We start from the raw sequence: 17,413 nt of genomic DNA, 5'->3' as shown, positions 1-17,413 counted from the left end.
TCATGCACACCGACAGGGGCAGCGAATACTGCTCCCGGAAGTTCAAGCGGGCCTGCCGCAAGCTGGGCATCGTGCAGTCGATGGGCAGAGTTGGATCTTGCTTCGACAACGCCGTGAGCGAGGCGTTCAACAGCGTGCTCAAGGTCGAGTACGTCCATCGTCACACCTTCCGCACCCGCACCGAGGCCCGCATCAAGATCGCCACCTGGATCACCGACTTCTACAACACCAGGCGGCTACACAGCGTATACGGGTTCAAAAGCCCGATCGACTACGAACGCGAGTACCGGGCCACCCTCGCAGAGGGACTGGCCGCATAGATCGTCTCCACGCTACGGGGATTGACACGGTGGGCGTAGCGGTCCATCGTGGCGCGGGCCCGGTCGGCCGCTGTGGTGAAGGCGTCCCCGAGGCGGCGCAGCCGCTCGGCTGTGAGATCGAGGGCTTCCACGTCGGTGCGGGACTCCCGCAGGGCCCGCAGCGCCGTCAGGTCGACCGCCTCCTGTCGGCCGGGCTCCTGCTCCTGGTCGTCGTGCTCGGGGGTCGGTCGGCTCGGGCGCGAGCAGCTGCTCGAGCATCGCCGCCTGCTGGTGCGCGACGACGTCGTGCGCCCGGCCGCGTGTGGCGACGGTGGAGCGCGACTTCTCGCGGACCGCAGCTCCGGCGAGGACGGCCCGTTCGTACTGCAACGGCACGCGGGGTATCTCCCACTCCCCCGGCCCCAGGCCCGGAGGCCGGGGCGCGGCGGGTGCGCTCGGGTCGGCCGGTGGCTGCCGGTCGGGGCGGTGGTGGGTGGGCGTCGGCGGTCGGAGGTGAGGTCGGCCAGTGACCAGCGGGCGGTGTAGAGGCGGTAGGCGTCTCGGATTCGTGGCCGATCGGCCACCGAGCGGCCATGGGTCGTGAGATTCGGCCACGGAATCTGAGATCCCACAGTCACCTGTAGGGTCTCGTGGCTCGTGTCCCATGACGACGCCGTGCCCTGCGGCTTCTCGCGGTGCCTCACGCAGTGTCCAGCCGTTCAGTCTCACGTCATGTCCAAATCCTCGGGACGCCCCGAAGCGGCAACCCGCTGACCTGCGGAGTCTCCCCAGAGGGCGCCGGTCGGCGCGGTCACCCGTACCCTCACCCGCCAGCTGGGCGGCGACAGCACCCTGGTGCAGGTGCAGCGACCTGGCTGGTGACGGGCGAGCAGGAGCTGGGACAACGGAAAAACAAGAAGAAGTCGAGCTGAACGCGCGTCGCGGAGGAATGCGGCCGTGGGGCCGCATGTTGGCGTATGGGCGGCCGTCGGCGACCGCTGACAGAGATCCGCCCCGGAGGCGGTACGGGTACGCGCGCACCCAGGCGTGCGACGGAAGGAGACCGCCGTGTGGCACAGCGAAGAGCTCGACCTCGACGCCTATCTCGCACACATCGGGTACGACGGCGACTGCACACCGACCCTGGGCACCCTCCGAACCCTGCAGCGGGCGCACGTCCTCTCCATAGGCTGGGAGAACCTCGACGCCTTCCTGCACGGCCACGTGGCGCTGGACCTGGCAACCATCCAGGACAAGCTGTTGCACCGGGGGCGCGGCGGCTACTGCTATGAGCACGTGACCCTCTTCGCCGCCGTCCTGGAAGCACTGGGCTACCGCTTCACCGCCGTCTCCGGCCGGATACGGATGGGCTCCGACAAGATCCTTCCGGCGACACACGCCATGCTCGTCGTCGAGCTGGAGGGGCGCCGCTGGCTGTGCGACGTGGGCTTCGGGGCGAGCCTGTTCGAGCCGATCGAGCTGGCGGACGGCGCCGCACTCACCACCGGCGCGTGGGAATACCGCGTGCAACATGAAGAGATCACCCCCGGCGCCGACGGATGGGCCGTGTACCAGCGGAGCGGTGACAGCCCCGAGGGGTGGCTGAGCCGGCACGCGACGACCCTCAACCCGCAGTACCCGATCGACTTCGCCGTCGGGAACCACTTCGTCGACTCCAACGACCGCTCCCCGTTCGTCACCCGTCCGTTCATCCAGCGGATCCTCCCCGACCGGCTGCACATTCTCGACGGGCTGACCTGGACCACACAGTTGGCGGACGGCAGCATCCCACCCGAGACCCAGACAGTAGGCGCCGAAGAGGTGCGCAAGCTGCTGGACGACGTCTTCGGCATCGTGATCAACGACGAGGACGCCGCCCTGCTGGAGACCAAACTGACGGACCTGGCGGCGAACGGCGCCTGAGTGCACAAGCACCAAGAGAAGGTAGCGGGAAGCGATCCCGCAGAACCTGACACCACCAGAGGCTGTCTGAGCCGCAGACGCGAGGGCGGTCCCCGACCGCCCTTAGGGCGTGTTTCGAAAGTGCTGGTCACAGCCATTCGTTGATGGCCGCGACCAGCACGGTCGCCTCATAGCGGACGGCGAGCTCGTCGTACCTCGTCGCCACCGCGAAGAATGGCCGCATCACGGCCTGCCGATTCCCGGGGCCTCAGCAGGCCGAGTGACCTGCGACGTTAAAGGCCAAGCTCAGGAAGAAGGGAGCTCAGACCTCGCAGTGCAGCTACCTGGAAGTCACGCAGCTGGCTCCGGGGCTACTGGTGCCGTGGGAGAGCCTGTGCCTTCTGCGCCGAAAGAGTCTTGTAGACGGTACCGGCGAGGTCGGGCAGCGTGTCCCCTTCGCCAACGGCGCTGTTGACAGCAATGGCGATGATCATGCCAGTCTTCGGGAAGTACATGTGCAGCACCCGGTTTCCAAAAGTGGCCCCCTCATAGGCCCAGACCGTCCCGGCCACAGGATGGACGAACTTCACGACACCGAGCCCGAAACCGATGGGATCGTCGGCCGTGACGCTCTTGATGGGCTTACTCGTCTTCGCCGAGACCAGGGACTCCAGCTCGCGCTGCTGCGCTGAGGGCAGCAGTCGACCGCTGTACAGCGCCCTGTCCCAAGCCGTCATGTCTCTCAGTGAACTCACCAGGCCACCCGCCCCCTGCGCCCAGGACAGGCGGAGCCGAGGAAGTGACTTGTTGAGATGCTTCGGCAGGACGGAATGGGTGGAGTACGGCGTCGGCATGCGCGAGGCCGTGTCCGGAGGGCAGTCCGGGGGGAGGCAGGTGTCGTTCATTCCGAGAGGTTCGATGATGCGCTCGGCGAGCCGCTCATGGTAAGTATCGTGCGACGCTCGTTCGACAATCATCTGCGCGAGGAGGTAGTTCGTATTCGAGTACTCGTACTTCGCGGGACCCAGTGGCAGGCCCTCCACATAGGACATCAGGCGCTCCAGCGTGAAGCGCGTGGAGGGATTGGCGTCGAAATCCTTCAGGAACGCATTCTGCTCGGTGTAGCTGGGGATGCCGCTGGTCATCGACAGCAGTTGCTTGATGGTGACATCGCGCCACGCCGGATACTGGGGAAGCCACTTTCCCAGCTTGTCCCGTATGGACAGCTTTCCTTCGGCCTCCAGTTGAAGCAGCAGCACGGACGTGAACGCCTTGGTGTTGCTGCCTATCTGCCACAGCGCCTTGCTGTTCACCGGTCGACCACCGCCGTAGCGGGACGTCCCCGCATCGACCGAGATATCAGGTCGCTGATCGGCATAGGTCACCCGAAGGGAGACCGCTGAGAAATGATCCTTAGTGCCCTGAGCGTCCAGATATTTCTCGAGGTCACTTCGCAGTGACGCGGTGGCACTGCGAACGGATGGCTCCACCACTGCGTGCGCGACGGCCGGCCCACTTCCCGACACCATCATCCCCGAAACAATCGCCGCGGTGACCGTCGCCAGGGCCACGAGGCGCTTCCCTTGCTGACCACCCCGCCGACGAAGCCTGCACCTCATTGTCGCTATTCCTCCATCGAATCGAACAGAACTGGGAACGACGATCACGCTACGCAGTGGAGGCACGGCAGGTAATGGGGGTAACCCCCGCTTGGTAGTGGTGCTGACCCCCTGAGTGAGGCCAAGTACAGCTTCGAAGGCAGCCATCTGCCCGTCGGAAGAGGAGAGACCGCGACGGTCATTGACTCATCACTGAGGTGCGACAACTGACTCCTCAGAAGACATAGAGCCCTTTAGCTCTGGCGGATCTCGTGTTTCAGGAACCTCCCTATGCGATTGTCAAGCCGCGGACGCGGCTGGTTGTGCGGCTTAGGGCGTTTTCAGAAGTGGATCTTGGTGTGTCAAGATCCACTTCATGGGGAGGCACGATCTGACGAATGCGCAGTGGGCGAAGCTAGAGCCCCTGCTCCCTGCTGGGAAGAAGTCCGGACGACCGCCGGTACACACCAAGCGGCAGCTGATAGACGGCATACGCTGGCGCACCCGCGCCGGTGCTCCGTGGCGGGACGTGCCCGAGCGGTACGGCCCATGGGGGACGGTGTACAGACTGTTCCGCCGCTGGCAGCGGGACGGCACCTGGCACCGCATCTTCGAGCAACTGCAGGCCCGGGCCGATGCCGAGGGACTGATCACCTGGGACGTCTCGGTGGACTCCACCATCGCCCGCGCCCACCAGCATGCGGCCGGTGCCCGCAAAAAGGGGATCTGCAGATCGAGCCGCCCGGTGGTCTGTTCACCGAGCCGGACGACCACGGTCTCGGACGCTCCCGGGGTGGGCTGACCACCAAGTTGCACCTGGCGGTCGAGCAGGCCCAGAAGCCGATGTCGCTGGTGATCACGGCCAGACAGCGCGGTGACTCCCTGCAGTTCCAGGTGGTCCTGGGCCGTATCCGGGTGCCTCGGCTCGGGCCGGGCCGTCCGCGTACCCGGCCGGACAAGGTTCGCGCCGACAAGGCGTACGGCTCCCGCGCGAACCGCGCCTACCTGCGCAAGCGCGGCATCCGCTGCACGATCCCGGAGAAGCGCGACCAGACCGCCAACCGCAAGAAGCGCGGTTCCTGCGGTGGCCGGCCACCGCAGTTCGACGCTGCCGACTACAAAGAGCGCCACGCGGTGGAGTGCGGAATCAATCGCCTCAAGCGCCACCGCGCGGTGGCGACGAGGTACGACAAGCTCGCCGTCCGCTATGAGGCGACCGTGCTGGTCGCGGCCATCAACGAATGGCTGTGACCAGCACTTTCGAAACACGCCCTAGGTGTGTTGTCCGGAGAGGTTGGTGATGCGGCTGGCTGGGGTGTGGCCGCTGATTCCGGTGTGGGGTCGGTGGAAGTTGTACCAGTCCAGCCAGTCGGGAAACGCGGCCTGGCGTTCGGCTTCTGATGTGTAGGGCCGCTGGTAGGCCCATTCATCGAGCAGGGTGCGGTGGAAGCGTTCGACCTTCCCGTTCGTCTGCGGGCGCCAGGGGCGGGTCCAGCGGGGGCTGATGCCCAGGTCACGGCAGGTCTGCCGCCAGGTGTTCTTACTGTAGGCCCAGGCGTTGTCGGTCAGCACCCGTTCGACGGTCACGTCCTGGACCGCGAACCAGGCGGCGGCGCGGGCCAGGAAGGCCGCGCAGGTGGGGGCCTTCTCGTCGGGCAGGTTCTCGGTGTAGGCCAGGCGGGAGTGGTCATCCAGCGCGGTGTGCAGGAAGGCATAGCCGGTCCCGTTCTTGTTCTTGCGGGCGGCTGCCCGGCCCAGGGTTTTGTGGCCGCCGCCGTCGGGGATGCGGCCGAGTTTCTTGACGTCGATGTGGACCAGCTCGCCGGGGCGGGAGCGTTCGTAGCGGCGGACGGGTTCGCCGGTGGCCCGGTCCAGCGCGGCCAGCGGCGGCAGGCCGTGGCGTTGAAGGATGCGGTGAGCGGTGGAGGCGGCGACGCCAGAACGGGCGGCCAGCCGCAGCGGGCCGATCCGGTGTTCACGGCGCATCCGCAGCACCCGCTCCTCCACACCGGCGGGTGTCCGGCGGGGTGAGTGATGGGGGCGGCTGGAACGGTCCTGCAGACCCGCTGCCCCGTGGCGGCGGTAGCGTCCGGCCCAGCGGGCTGCGGTGGTATGGCTGACCTGAAACCGTTCGGCGGCCTGGCGCAGCGGCCAGCCGTCCTGGACGACACAGCGGGCCAGACGCAGCCTGCCGGTCGGAGTCAGCGGGGCGTTACGGTGGATCAACGAGGGCCTCCTGCGTGCCGGTACAGATGTCGCAATCCACACCGAAACCAGAGGCCCTCGCCTCGTTCAAGCACCACTCACGGCGCGTCGCCCGTCACCAACGTCCCCGGACAGCACACCTAGGCCGTGTCCGACGGGTCGGTGACAATCCGCATCGCGGATCGTTCTCGGCCCTGTGGGGCGGGGTGACCTATCGGATGCGGAGTGGGCCCGACTGGTGCCGCATCTCCCGAGGAACATCGGGCGGGGCGGGCGGTGGAAGTGCCACCGCAAAGTGATCAACGGGATTCTGTTCCGGCTACGGACGGGGATTCCGTGGCGGGATCTGCCGACCCGGTTCGGCAAGTGGCAGACGGTGTATGACCGCCATCGCAGGTGGTCGGCGGACGGAACCTGGGAGAAGATCCTACGGTCCCTTCAGGCCGGCGCCGACGCGGAGGGACGGATCGACTGGTCCATGGTCGGTGTGGACTCGACCGTCTGCCGTGCTCACCAACATGCGGCCGGCGCCCGCAAACGTGTCCCACGAGTCCCGGGCAAGCGAACCCGCCCCGCCTGGCACCGCCCGGATGAGGCCCTGGGGCGATCCCGAGGCGGCCTGACGACGAAGATCCATCTAGCCAGTGAGGGCGGCCGGCGACCACTGGCCTTGCTGATCACCCCGGGCCAGTGGGGCGACGGCCCGCAGATGATCCCCGTTCTTGAACGGCTACGTGTGCCGAGACCTGCTGGCGGGCACCCGCGTACCCGCCCCGACTGCCTGAGCGCCGACAAAGCGTATTCGTCACGCCGCAACCGTCGTTACTTGCGATGATGTCAGATCCGACACACCATCCCCGAACGTCGCGACCAGCGGACCCACCGCCGCAACCGCGGCAGCGCGGGGGGCAGGCCCGCTGGCTTCAACCGGGAGTTGTACGCGCGCAGGAACGAAGTCGAGCGGACAGTCAATGCCCTCAAGGACTTCCGGGCTGTGGCAACCAGATATGACAAGAGAGCCTACGTGTTTCAAGGCACTGTCACCGTCGCCGCGGTCCGCCTCTGGCTGCGAGCGTGACTCGCCGGAGAGTCCCTAGCAAGCGCAGAGGGCGGACCCGACCGGTGCCGTCAACGGGTCGACCGCCCGCCGTTCAACCCCGTCCGCCCCCTCGACGGGTAGCCCTTCGCGGATCCAGTACTCGATCCCGCCGATCATCTCCTTGACGCGATAGCCGAGCTGGGCAAGGGCGAGCGCAGCACGGGTCGCGCCGTCACAGCCGGGCCCCCAGCAGTACGTGATGATCGGAACCGCCGGATCCAACAGGCTCGCGGCGCGCTCCGGGATCTCGGCGGTGGGCAGGTGCACCGCACCCGGCACATGCCCTTGCGTCCACGCGGCATCTCCCCGGGAGTCGACGAGCACGAAGCCCGGGTCGCCGGACTCCAGCGAGGCATGGACATCGGACACATCTGCCTGGAAGGCGAGGCGTGCGGTGAAGAAGGCGGTCGCCTCGGCGGGTGCCGCCGGCGGCACCCGAAGGGCGGCGCTGATCCGGGTCTTGGTCATGCCCTGGACGCTATGCTCCCCGCCCCTTCCCCCAGAACCCACGATCCACGGCCCTACTCGCCCTTCGCCGTGGACTCCGTGGTAATTATCGGCTATGGCCGCTGATCCCCTTGACGCTACCGATATGCGCATCCTGGAAGCCCTGCAACGCAACGGGCGTGCCAGCTATGCCGAGTTGGCCCGTAGCGTCTCCATGTCGCCGAGCGCCGTCACTGAACGAGTCCGACGGCTGGAGGAGTGCGGGGTCGTCTCCGGCTACTCCGCCGTCGTGAGCCCCGAGGCCCTGGGGCTCGACATCCTTGCTTTCGTCCGCCTCCGCTACCCCACTGGCAACTACAAGCCGTTCCACGACCTGCTCGACACCACACCCGAGATCGTGGAGGCCCACCATGTAACGGGCGAGGACTGCTTCGTCCTCAAGGTTGTCGCTCGCTCGATGCGCGACCTGGAACGCACCACGGGCCGCATCGCCGCTCTGGGCTCCGTCACCACGAGCGTCGTCTACTCCAGCCCGCTTCCAAGCCGCTCGATAACGACGGTCGTGTCCCAGGAACCGTCCGGCGGGTCCGGCGACTGACCCATCAGACAGGCCCTAAAACTCGCCGACATTTCTGCGGCCGAGCCCCTCAAGCGTTCCCGGAACTCACCATCACACGCTGCTGCTTCCCACCGACACAATCAACGGAGTAGTCACGGTCGCTCCCGGCCGCGTGCTGTCTCGACTGGGCCATGGCCTGAACGTTGTGCAGGTGGCGGAGAAGGCGCGCAAGTGACGCGAGGCGAGCGGGAGAGTCAGGAGGAGCGACTGGACGCTACCGCTTCGGCTTGCGGCGCCGGGCAGGGAGCCATGGGCGTGGTTTACGGGAAGGCCCAGGCCGGCCCCGTGGCCCCGCGGCCGACGGCGCTCTCATTCTGGCCGGGCCGCACCGCCGACCGTGTGCATGTGCCGCAGCCCTTGCCGGTAGGAGTCGAGCAGCCCGGTCTCGGCGTAAGGGAGCCCGAGGTTGCGGCAGTGTTCCCGGACCAGAGGCTGTACGAGCCTGAGGTGGGGCCTGGGCATGTTCGGGAAGAGGTGGTGCTCGATCTGGTAGTTCAGCCCGCCCAGGAGCCAGTCCGTGACCGGCCCGCCCCGGACGTTCCGCGAGGTCAGGACCTGGCGGCGCAGATGGCCCCAGCGCTCGCCCTCCGGGTCGGGCATGTCCATGCCCTTGTGGTTGGGCGCGAAGGCCATGCCCAGGTTGAGCCCGAAGAGCGCCTGATGGAGCAGTGCGAACGCAACCGCCTTGCCCACCGGCAGGCAGGTCAGCAGCAGGGCACCGTAACCGGCCGCGTGCAGCGCCAGCAGCGCGCCCTCGACGGCCCGCTCGCGCACCGGCTGCCGCCGCAGGTCCTGGACACTGCTCACCTTCAGGGCGATGCCTTCGAGCAGCAGCATCGGGAAGAACAGCCAGGCCTGGTGGCGAGTGACCCAGCGGGCGAATCCTCGGCGCACAGCGGCCTGTTCCGCGGTCCACACGAGTGCGCCGGCTCCGACGTCCGGGTCCTTCTCGATGTGGTTGGGGTTGGCGTGGTGCCGGTTGTGCTTGTCGTTCCACCACGCGTAGCTCATGCCCAGGAGCAGATTGCCGTGGAGGAGTCCGATGGCGCGGTTCGCCCGGCGGCCAGCGGCGATCTGGGCGTGCCCGGCGTCGTGGCCGACGTAGGCAGTGCGGGCGGACAACACGGCGAGCGGCGCGGCGAGCAGCAGCGTCCACCAGGTGTCCCCGGCGAGGACGAACCCCGTCACCACGGCGGCCAGGGCGAGGAGGTTCACGGTGATCATCCGCGCGTACCAGCCCTTGCGACGTTCCAGCAGCCCCTGTCCCCTGACCTTCCGCAGCAGGGCAGTGAACTCACTCCCCTGCTGCGCGGTGACGCCGACGGGTGCGGTGGACACAGACGGCGTGGCGGTCTGAGACATGGAGGACTCCGGTCGGTGAATCGGCTAGCAATGCTCTGACCTGCTTAAACGTACGGGCCGGAGGCCATGCGGCACCATGGCGTCAACACCCCGGCCGCACGGGGGCCAGCCCCAGGATCCCGAAGGGGGGCCAGCGACACCTCCGCCCCGGCCTCCAGACGACCACCACACCGGAAGAACCGCTCCTGCGGCACCGCACCATGATCACCGCTCCGTGCCGACCGCGGTGCTGGTGGTGCAGCAGCTCGCCGCCCTCGGGCTCGACTGGGCGGCATAGGGCGCTCACGGGAGCACGCGGTGCAAGAACGGGTACCGCACGGCGGCAGTCAGGTGGACAGTCAGCCAGGGAAGCTCCGGTCTCCGGTCGAAGATTGCCGGGCTTCAGGCCGGATCGTTGTTGCCTTCGTGTGGCTGATCCAGCTGCTGTTCGCGCCTGCACTGCTCCACCCGCAGCCCTTCGACCTTGACCGTGAGCCGTGCGAGGTTCACAGACGCGTCGTCGCTGTCATAGGGGACCAGGCCGAGGTGGAAGGCGTTGGTGTTCTCCTCGATCAAGTCCGCAGTCTGTTGCAGGTTGAAGCTCCGCTCGCGGAGACTTGACGTCGCGCCAAACGAGCGTGTCCCCACGAGCACCTGGTAACAACTGACTCCGAGCGCAAACAGGTCGCACGAGGACTGGTCGGCGGCCGGGTCGAGCCACTCCGGAGACGCGTACCCCTCGCTCCCCCACGGGGAGAGCCCTCGGACGCCGATGGAGCAGCCGCCCTCGAAGTCGATCCGGCGCAGCACACCGTGATCGCCCACCACCACGTTGCGCGGCTTGCAGTCACGCCACGCCCAGCCAGCCTCATGCACCTCGGCCACCAGACGCGCAACCCCGGCTGACAGGAGCAGCGCGCCGCGCACAGAAAGCAGCCGCTCCACGCGGACCAGTTCCTCCAAGGTTCGCTCACCGTCATCCTCGACGGCGAGGCAGGCGTGCCGCTGCTCGTCGAACTCCTCGTAAACTACCGGCACGTGGACACCAGCGGCGGCCAGTTCGCGCAGGGCCATGGCCTCGGTGCGCACCCGCGCCCGGCCGTCCTGTCCGTCCCAGTCGGTCTCGCCGTGACGTCGGCCCTCCTTGAGCACACAGCCCCTTGGAGACGTGCTGGCCAAATCCACCGCGGTCACTTTGCCCCGGGCCCCGCTTCGGTGGCCACCAAGACGCTCTGGAGACGCCCGCCACCAGAGTACCGGCGGCACCTCCCGCAGGGCTGAGAAACAGCTTCTCACCGCTGGGCACCCGCGCGGGCGTCACCGGCGCGGCCTACATGGTCGCCGACGCCCTCTTCGACCCGACCGCGGTCGACGCCCGGCTGCGCTGACCGCCCGCCAAGCGAGTGACGCACGAGGCGGCGCCACCCGCGGGCGGCGCCGCCTCGTGGCCGGCTCGTTCATGCCCGGCCGTCACGGCCCGCCGCCGCGGGCCGTCACGGTGTCCGGGCTCAGCTCGCGGCGTTCCAGGAGTGGGCCACGTCCACGGTCACCTTGCCGTCCGACTGGAAGACGCGGAACGGCAGCCGCGCCCGCACCCCCACCCCGACCTGGGTCTCGCCCTCGAAACTGCTGCCGAAGCGAGTGTCCTGGAAAGTCTTGTAACCCGACACGTCCACCCCCGGGAACTGCTCGCCGACCTTGCCGGGATACGTCGTACCCCCGCTCTGCGAGTAGCTGGCCGCGCCCACGTGGATCTCCAGGATCGCGCCGCCGTTGACCGGGATCGGGTCACCGGAGCCGTTCTGGTACATGGTGTCGACGTAACCGGCCCAGACGAACGCCTTGTCGGCGGCCGTCGCGCCCTTGATGTCGAAGACCATGCGGTCGTAGCACTCGTGCTGACCGGTTCTGATGTTGACCAGCGGCTTCGCGCTGCTGAACGACTCCGTCTTCTCGCCACTGCCCCAGCCGGTCGCGCACGCCACCGACGTGCCCGTGGTCGCGGCCTGGGCCGCCCCCGCCGTGCCCGCCAGTCCGGCGCCCGCCAGCACGATCGCCGCGATCGCGGTTCCCAAACGTCGCATCTCCAACCTCCGGAATATCGAAGTGAGTTGGTACGTACGTCTTGACGGGTCATGAGGGCCGGGAGGTTGTAATCGCCTGGAATCTTTAGCGAAAGTACCTGAACTCGACCCGGATAGCGCGCAATCCCCCTTCCGGAGGCCACCCTGGCACCTATCACCTCCTTCCTCGCCCCGGCCACCGCCGGGGCCGGTCGAGGGCGGGCCGCCACCGCGCTGGATGCCCAGGCACGCGTTACGAGGTTCTGACACAGGTACTCAGCTTGTTCTTTATGGTCCGAGCCGCCTTGAGAGTGCGTGACGCGACCCGATCAGATGCTGAGTAGGGTTGTGGCCATGGCCATGGCCAAGGGGATGGGGCGGCTGCCCAAGGTGGACCTGGACAGCGGCGTCGAGGACGTGACGCTGTCCATCCTGGAGTGGCTTGGCGAGCAAGGGGTCGGTCCATGATCCGGGTCGACGCGGAGCGCATGCGTGACGGTCAGCCGGCGTGGACATTTGCCGCTTCTGGTGGGCCGCTGGACGGTGGGATGAGGGCCGACGGCGCCTCGGTCGCCGAGTGCATGGGCAGGGCACTGCTTCCGATTGCGCGAGGCCGGTCTGGCTGTTCCGTTCTGAAGTCGTGTTCCGCCTCTGAGCTGATCGCGTTCGGTGATGCTTTCGGGGCGTCTGGTGGTCTTGCCCACGTCGTAGCGGGTGGCGGGGTGCCGGTTCTTCGAGCCGAGTGGCCTGCCGGGGCCAGGCCGGTTGGGTTTGGGTGCACGGGCCGGGCAGGGCAGGTTCGGGCGGAGGTTTCTGAACCCCCGGCGGCCCCGGGCGGGGGTGAGCCGGTCGGGTTCGGCCGGTTTCTCCCAGGGGCGGCGGAGGTCCGCGGCCAGCGGCCGGGCGAGGTGGAGTTGGGTGTGGGCCGCGACGATGAGCCATGTCCACCGGTCCGCCGCGTCGGGGGGCGCGGAGCTTCGGGCGGGTCCAGCCCAGCGTCTGCTTGATCATCCGGAAGGTGTGTTCCAGGTCGAATCTGCGCAGAAACGCCTGCCAGCGCAGATCGACGCCCTCGCCCGGCACGTCGGTGGCCGACGTCCATAGCCAGACGGGGAGCGGATCGTGGCCGCCGGGCAGGCGGTCGATCTCCAGGCGGATCAACGTGCCCTCGATGAGGGGGAGTTCTCCGGTGTGGTCGATCCATGCGGAGCGGGTGGTCAGACGAGGGCGATGAGGTCCTCGACCACACGGCGGACCTGGGCAGCAGTAACCTCGGCGACATCGTCGGCCGGCCCCAGCCGCAGCGCGTCCAGGATCTGACACCACGAGGTCCGGCCCGACTCCAGCGCGGCGACGAACGAGTAGGGCCAGCCGGGCACGAACCGGTCCGAGGAGCGTCCGCTGCGGCCGTAGACGTGGCAGAACAAGCGATCCGCGCTGGTCGGCGCGTCCGGCCGGAGCCAGTGGGTGACGTCCACCGCCAGGACCAGGCGCCCGTCGGCGGCTTCGGGCTGCGGCAGCCCTGCCAGCACCTGCCGCAGCCTCGGCACATCCACGTGGCCCCGGTTCAGCGCGTCGTACATCGAGCCGTGCCCACGCCGGTGCTCGGCCGTCAGGGTCAGATCCACCGGCGTGGTCACCGGCCCGTCCGCGCACAGCACCGCGTCGGTCAGCTCGAACAACGTGTCCCCGCGCACGGTCAGGCAGTCGAAGAAGTCGTCCCGGAAGTGTGATGCCACCGCGAACGCTTCGCGCCGGGCATCGTGATGCAGCAGACTCATTCCCCCACGGCCTTCGTACTGGTCAAGTGCCTCTTTGGTCGGAGCACAGGATCAGACGGAGGCCGTGTTCACGTCCCTGGAATCCCCGTATGAGCGATCACGTTCGGGGCATCGTTCGAGGTCAGAGCATAAAGAACAAGCTCAGTGACGTTTTCTCAGTGAAGTGACCAACGGACCTGTGGAAAACATGAGTTGGGCGGGCGGGGTCGGGGAAGCCCCGGCTGCAAGACAGGCGTTGGACCCCTGGTAGGACGGTTCCCCCCCCCCCCACACACACAAGATCGTCCGCTGCGAAAAGCCAGAGGCCCACGTTGGTCACCTATGTTGCTACGCTCGACGTCCCCCGCCACGTCGTGGAATACCTCGCCCGTCTGCTGGCCGCCCATCGCCGCCGGATCGGGACTCCGAGGAACTCACGCGCCTTGGGCCCGTACCGCCAAGCAGTGCTGGTCCTGCGCTGGTTCCGCGAACGCAGCTGCGTGCACTGCCTCGCCCGCGACGCTGGCATCTCCCAGGCAACCGGCTACCGCTACCTCCACGAAGGCATCGACGTCCTCGCTGGCCAGGCGCCGGACCTGCACGAGGTTCTCGGCCGCTGCCGAGGCGAGGGCATGACCCACGTGATCCTCGATGGCACGCTGATCGCCTCCGACCGCGTCGCCGGTCTCCGCGAGAACGGCAACGACCTCTGGTTCAGCCAGAAGCACAAGGCGTTCGGCGGCAACGTACAGTTCCTGGCCGCCCCTGACGGCACCCCGCTATGGATCTCCGACACCGAACCCGGATCCACCCCCGACATCACCGCCGCCCCGCCTCCACGCATTCCCCGCCCTCTACAAGGCGGCGGCTGACGGTCTGCCCACCCTCGCCGACAAGGGCTACATCGGCGCCGGCATCGGCATCCTCGTCCCAATCCGCCGTCCGAAAGGCCAGTCGGAACAAGCCCTGCACGCCGACACACGAACCACGAACAACCTGATCAGAGGCATCCGAGCACTCGGAGAACGCGCAGCCGCCGAACTCAAACAGCGCTGGCGAGCCCTGCAGCGCGTCACCATCAGCCCCAGCCGGATCGGGGACATCGCCCGCGCCGCCCTCGCACTCAACGCGATCTGGAAATGATCACCACTGGGAAAACGTCACTGCCTGACGCCTATGCTGCCCGTCGGCTTCGCCGCGTCAGTCTGCACCGGGGTAAGCGGTGGTGCGCCACCAGTCGCCGGCTTCCAGATGCTCGATCACCCGGGAATCGGTGACCACCACGTCGTAATCGGCCCCTACGCGTATCTCCTCGCAGCGGACCAGGGCCGCGGCGGATTCGGGGGACATCTCGTTGAACGACCCTTCATCCTCCCAGGGAAATCCTCTGCCGCTTTCAAACACCCGTTTCTCGGCCTCCGCCGTGAAGGGGTAGTTGCGCGTCGCAGTCCGCTCCACACTCTCGACGAAGTCGTCATCCACCCCGTCGTCCTCGTCAACAAGAAGGTCCAGTATGGCCTCATCGTCTTCCAGGTCACTGAGGAAGAAGCTCGCATCGTCGGGCAGCGGAGCGTGCCATACGTCCGGGTTGATGGCAGTTACCCGCAGTTGTATGCGGCGGCGCGGTGGATCGACGGCTAGCACCCGTACCGCGTAGAGATCAGTCACGACGCCATTTTCTGCGTGGGCACCGGCATCGTCAAAGGCCTCATACGCTAGCCTCCGCGCCCTGCGCGAGCGCACCGCCGCGGAGCTCAAGCAATCCTGGCGAGCCCTGCAGCGCGTCACCATCAGACCCAGCCGTAACGGCGAGAGACCCCGCCCCGCTCTGGACCTCAACGCAATCTGGAAGTGATCACCATTGAGAAAACCTCAGTGCCTGTTTTCGAAGCCCTGGGAGGTCTAAGCTCGGCGGATGACCTTGAAATGGCAACATGTCATTGTTCACTCGGCAGATCCGGCGGCCCTGGGGCAGTGGTGGGCCGAGGCTCTTGGTTGGGTTGTGGTGCACACCTCTGATGTGGAGTTCGCGATCCGCCCGGAGCCGGATCGCCTGCCGGGGTTGGAGTTCGTCCTCCTTGAGGAGCCCAAGAAGGCCAAGAGCCGACTGCATCTCGACTTCGTGCCAGATGATCAGGACGCCGAGGTGGCCCGTCTCGTGGCTCATGGTGCACGGCGTGTTGACATTGGCCAGGGTGATCAATCGTGGGTTGTACTGGCAGACCCCGAAGGTAACGAGTTCTGTGTCCTTGGCCAGCGGCGCCAGTAACTGAGTACCTGCTTGCGGAAGGTTGGCCATATCGGGACGGTGACGGGCCCGCTTCTCATTGTGTTCGGCACAATGAGCGGGTGACAAACAGTGAAGAAGACGGAACGCCGTTTCCTGCCAGAGGGTTTTTTGTAGGCACGATGATAGGCATCCCGATTGGGATCATGCTCGGGCTGTCCGTCTTCGACAACATGGCGATCGGCCTGGTGCTCGGCAGCGGCGTAGGCGGAATCCTCGGGATCATTTTCCCGACGGCTCGGCGTTAGGTGACAGTCGGGAGCGCTCTGATCAGGTTGCCTATGCTGACGGGGGCGGTGTCGGCTTCGCCTGACGGCGCCGCGTGAGGCGCCTGGTCATGAGGGTGATGGCGGCCCAGGTGATCAGGCTCTCGGAGTGCTGGATGAGCCGTTCGTAGTCGCGGGCGTGACGGCGGGCCATGCATGATCCAGGCCAGCGATCTCTCAACGACCCACCTGCGGGGCAGGAGGACGAACCCAGACATGTCCTTGGGACGGCTGACAGTCTTGGTGGTGAGGTTGAGGTGTCGTTGGCCCAGGTCACGAGCTTGCCCGCGTAGGCGCGGTCGGCCCAGACGATCGTGATCTCGGGGTGCATCAGCCGGAGGCGGAAGAGGACTTCCTTCGCCGCGGCGGAATCGTGCAGAGTCGAAGGCCGGTGGCCTGCCGCCCCGGCTTCCCCGCCGCAGTCGGTGACGTCGCTGGTCGGCCGGGACGGGGATCACCGTCCGGATACCGCGCTGGCGCAAGTGGCTGCGGATCGCGCGGGAGGAATACACCTTGTCGGCCAGGACTATGTCCGGCCTGGTGCGGGGCCGTCCACGGCGGCGGGGAACGCGCAGGCGTGCCATCACTTCCATGAAGGCGGGCGCGTCGCCTGCCTGTCCGGCGGTGAGATGGAAGACCAGCGGCCGACAGCGATTGTCGGCGACAAGGTGGATCTTCGTGGTCAGTCCGCCGCGGGACCGGCCGATGGCATGGTCGTCCGGCTCGCTGGCCGGGGCCCCCTTTTGCGGGCCCCGGCCGCGTGCTGGTGAGCCCGCACGATCGTGGAATCCACCGAAACGGCCCAGCTCAGGTCCTCGTCCGCGTCGGCCTGGGCCACCAGAGCGGTGAACACCCGCTCCCAGGTGCCATCGACGGCCCACATCCGCAGCCGGTTGTAGACGCCTCGCCAGTTGCCATACTCCTCCGGCAAATGAACCCACTGGGTACCAGTCTGAAACTTGAAGGCGATCGCGTCGATCACCTCACGATGGTCCCGCCAGCGGCCACCCCGCTTCGGCGTCCGGTCGGGGAGCAGCGGCTCAATCCGCGCCCACTGCGCATCAGTCAACGGCACACCCGGACCAACGACCAGCTGATGCTTCCCGGGCATGAAGGCGTTTCAGGCCCCCACGGCGTGACTACCTGGTTGCCGCCGAGCTCGGCGAAGCGTGGCACCAGGGCACCCGTCGGCGAAGGGGCGGCAGGTATTCGCGTCGGATCCGGATGCCGGGCGCCGGGAAAAGCTGGCCGCCTGCCCCGGGCTTCCATCCGAGGTGCTGGAGAGGATCGCCGCTGACTCGGAGGTACGGGTCGTCGCGGAGCTCGCGTCGTGGATGACGCCGGACATGGCAGCCCGGCTTGCCCGGCATCCGCATGCCGAGGTCCGCCCTGCGGTGGCGGCCAACGAGGCGACCCCACCGGAGGTGCTGGCGATGCTGATTGCCGGAGGCCGACCTGCGGGACTACGCCACCGCTCCCGACTTCGTACCTGCACCCGCCGACGACGTAGACCTCGACGGCAAACCC

At 67.5% G+C, this 17,413-nt stretch carries 14 protein-coding genes and 4 pseudogenes; 8 read left to right on the top strand and 10 right to left on the bottom strand.

Annotated features, from left to right (window positions below; all coding sequences use genetic code 11):
• Window positions 1-2 precede the first annotated feature (2 nt).
• Both HYQ63_RS43815 and HYQ63_RS43810 read left to right on the top strand, forming a co-directional pair.
• Window positions 3-320 carry an integrase core domain-containing protein gene (locus HYQ63_RS43815; RefSeq protein WP_179939567.1) on the top strand — a complete coding sequence of 106 codons (318 nt, stop codon included), beginning with the start codon at window positions 3-5 and terminating at the stop codon, window positions 318-320.
• A gap of 1,047 nt (window positions 321-1,367) precedes the next feature.
• Window positions 1,368-2,222: an arylamine N-acetyltransferase gene (locus tag HYQ63_RS43810; RefSeq protein WP_179932026.1), complete on the top strand. Its 855-nt coding sequence runs from the start codon at window positions 1,368-1,370 to the stop codon at window positions 2,220-2,222.
• 350 nt (window positions 2,223-2,572) lie between these two features.
• Here the strand turns inward: HYQ63_RS43810 and HYQ63_RS43805 are convergent, their stop codons facing one another.
• Window positions 2,573-3,772 carry a serine hydrolase gene (locus HYQ63_RS43805; protein WP_256982437.1) on the bottom strand — a complete coding sequence of 400 codons (1,200 nt, stop codon included), beginning with the start codon at window positions 3,770-3,772 and terminating at the stop codon, window positions 2,573-2,575.
• Between the two features lie 403 nt (window positions 3,773-4,175).
• Between HYQ63_RS43805 and HYQ63_RS43800 the strand changes: the two genes are divergently transcribed.
• Window positions 4,176-5,050, top strand: a protein-coding gene (locus HYQ63_RS43800; protein ID WP_179939566.1) for an IS5 family transposase whose coding sequence is annotated in 2 segments (ribosomal slippage) — window positions 4,176-4,520 and window positions 4,523-5,050 — 873 coding nt in all. Because the reading frame shifts where the segments join, the coding sequence is not laid out codon by codon here.
• 21 nt (window positions 5,051-5,071) lie between these two features.
• On the opposite strand, the gene HYQ63_RS43795 is transcribed toward HYQ63_RS43800, so the two are convergent.
• Entirely contained in the window at window positions 5,072-6,025 is a 954-nt protein-coding gene (locus HYQ63_RS43795; protein ID WP_179939565.1) for an IS481 family transposase, read from the bottom strand.
• A 175-nt stretch (window positions 6,026-6,200) separates the two neighbouring features.
• Between HYQ63_RS43795 and HYQ63_RS43790 the strand changes: the two are divergent.
• Window positions 6,201-7,082, top strand: a pseudogene (locus tag HYQ63_RS43790) (IS5 family transposase).
• 15 nt (window positions 7,083-7,097) lie between these two features.
• Here the strand turns inward: HYQ63_RS43790 and HYQ63_RS43785 are convergent.
• Window positions 7,098-7,571, bottom strand: coding sequence for a rhodanese-like domain-containing protein (locus HYQ63_RS43785; RefSeq protein ID WP_179939564.1), 474 nt, complete (start codon window positions 7,569-7,571; stop codon window positions 7,098-7,100).
• Window positions 7,572-7,665: 94 nt separating this feature from the next.
• Between HYQ63_RS43785 and HYQ63_RS43780 the strand changes: the two genes are divergently transcribed.
• Entirely contained in the window at window positions 7,666-8,148 is a 483-nt protein-coding gene (locus tag HYQ63_RS43780; protein WP_179939563.1) for an Lrp/AsnC family transcriptional regulator, read from the top strand.
• Between the two features lie 330 nt (window positions 8,149-8,478).
• Here the strand turns inward: HYQ63_RS43780 and HYQ63_RS43775 are convergent, their stop codons facing one another.
• The 4 genes and pseudogenes from HYQ63_RS43775 to HYQ63_RS43755 all read right to left on the bottom strand — a co-directional run.
• On the bottom strand, window positions 8,479-9,531 hold the full coding sequence (locus HYQ63_RS43775; RefSeq protein ID WP_179939562.1) for an acyl-CoA desaturase: 1,053 nt from the start codon (window positions 9,529-9,531) through the stop codon (window positions 8,479-8,481).
• A 381-nt stretch (window positions 9,532-9,912) separates the two neighbouring features.
• On the bottom strand, window positions 9,913-10,662 hold the full coding sequence (locus HYQ63_RS43770; RefSeq protein WP_179939561.1) for a lipopolysaccharide kinase InaA family protein: 750 nt from the start codon (window positions 10,660-10,662) through the stop codon (window positions 9,913-9,915).
• A gap of 356 nt (window positions 10,663-11,018) precedes the next feature.
• Window positions 11,019-11,594: a hypothetical protein gene (locus HYQ63_RS43765; RefSeq protein WP_179939560.1), complete on the bottom strand. Its 576-nt coding sequence runs from the start codon at window positions 11,592-11,594 to the stop codon at window positions 11,019-11,021.
• Window positions 11,595-12,223: 629 nt separating this feature from the next.
• Window positions 12,224-13,354 (bottom strand): annotated as a pseudogene (locus HYQ63_RS43755) (transposase); the annotation flags it as partial.
• A gap of 311 nt (window positions 13,355-13,665) precedes the next feature.
• On the opposite strand from HYQ63_RS43755, the pseudogene HYQ63_RS43750 reads away from it, so the two are divergent.
• Window positions 13,666-14,476 (top strand): annotated as a pseudogene (locus HYQ63_RS43750) (transposase family protein).
• 57 nt (window positions 14,477-14,533) lie between these two features.
• Here the strand turns inward: HYQ63_RS43750 and HYQ63_RS43745 are convergent.
• A complete protein-coding gene (locus tag HYQ63_RS43745) occupies window positions 14,534-15,001 on the bottom strand; it encodes a hypothetical protein (RefSeq protein ID WP_179939559.1) in 468 nt (155 codons plus the stop codon).
• A gap of 247 nt (window positions 15,002-15,248) precedes the next feature.
• On the opposite strand from HYQ63_RS43745, the gene HYQ63_RS43740 reads away from it, so the two are divergent.
• Together HYQ63_RS43740 and HYQ63_RS43735 are read left to right on the top strand one after the other, a co-directional pair.
• On the top strand, window positions 15,249-15,602 hold the full coding sequence (locus HYQ63_RS43740; protein ID WP_179939558.1) for a VOC family protein: 354 nt from the start codon (window positions 15,249-15,251) through the stop codon (window positions 15,600-15,602).
• An 80-nt stretch (window positions 15,603-15,682) separates the two neighbouring features.
• Window positions 15,683-15,868, top strand: coding sequence for a hypothetical protein (locus tag HYQ63_RS43735; protein ID WP_179931913.1), 186 nt, complete (start codon window positions 15,683-15,685; stop codon window positions 15,866-15,868).
• Between the two features lie 31 nt (window positions 15,869-15,899).
• Here the strand turns inward: HYQ63_RS43735 and HYQ63_RS43730 are convergent, their stop codons facing one another.
• Window positions 15,900-16,040 (bottom strand): hypothetical protein, encoded by a 141-nt coding sequence (locus tag HYQ63_RS43730; protein ID WP_179931912.1) that lies wholly within the window; start codon window positions 16,038-16,040, stop codon window positions 15,900-15,902.
• A 64-nt stretch (window positions 16,041-16,104) separates the two neighbouring features.
• Window positions 16,105-16,997: pseudogene (locus tag HYQ63_RS45520) on the bottom strand (IS5 family transposase); the annotation flags it as partial.
• Window positions 16,998-17,413: the final 416 nt, after the last annotated feature.

The organism is Streptomyces sp. Rer75, assembly GCF_013414305.1.
Classification (GTDB): domain Bacteria; phylum Actinomycetota; class Actinomycetes; order Streptomycetales; family Streptomycetaceae; genus Streptomyces; species Streptomyces himastatinicus.
The sequence above is the reverse complement of the archived record's forward strand: the minus strand, read 5'-3'. Positions and strand labels throughout refer to the sequence as shown.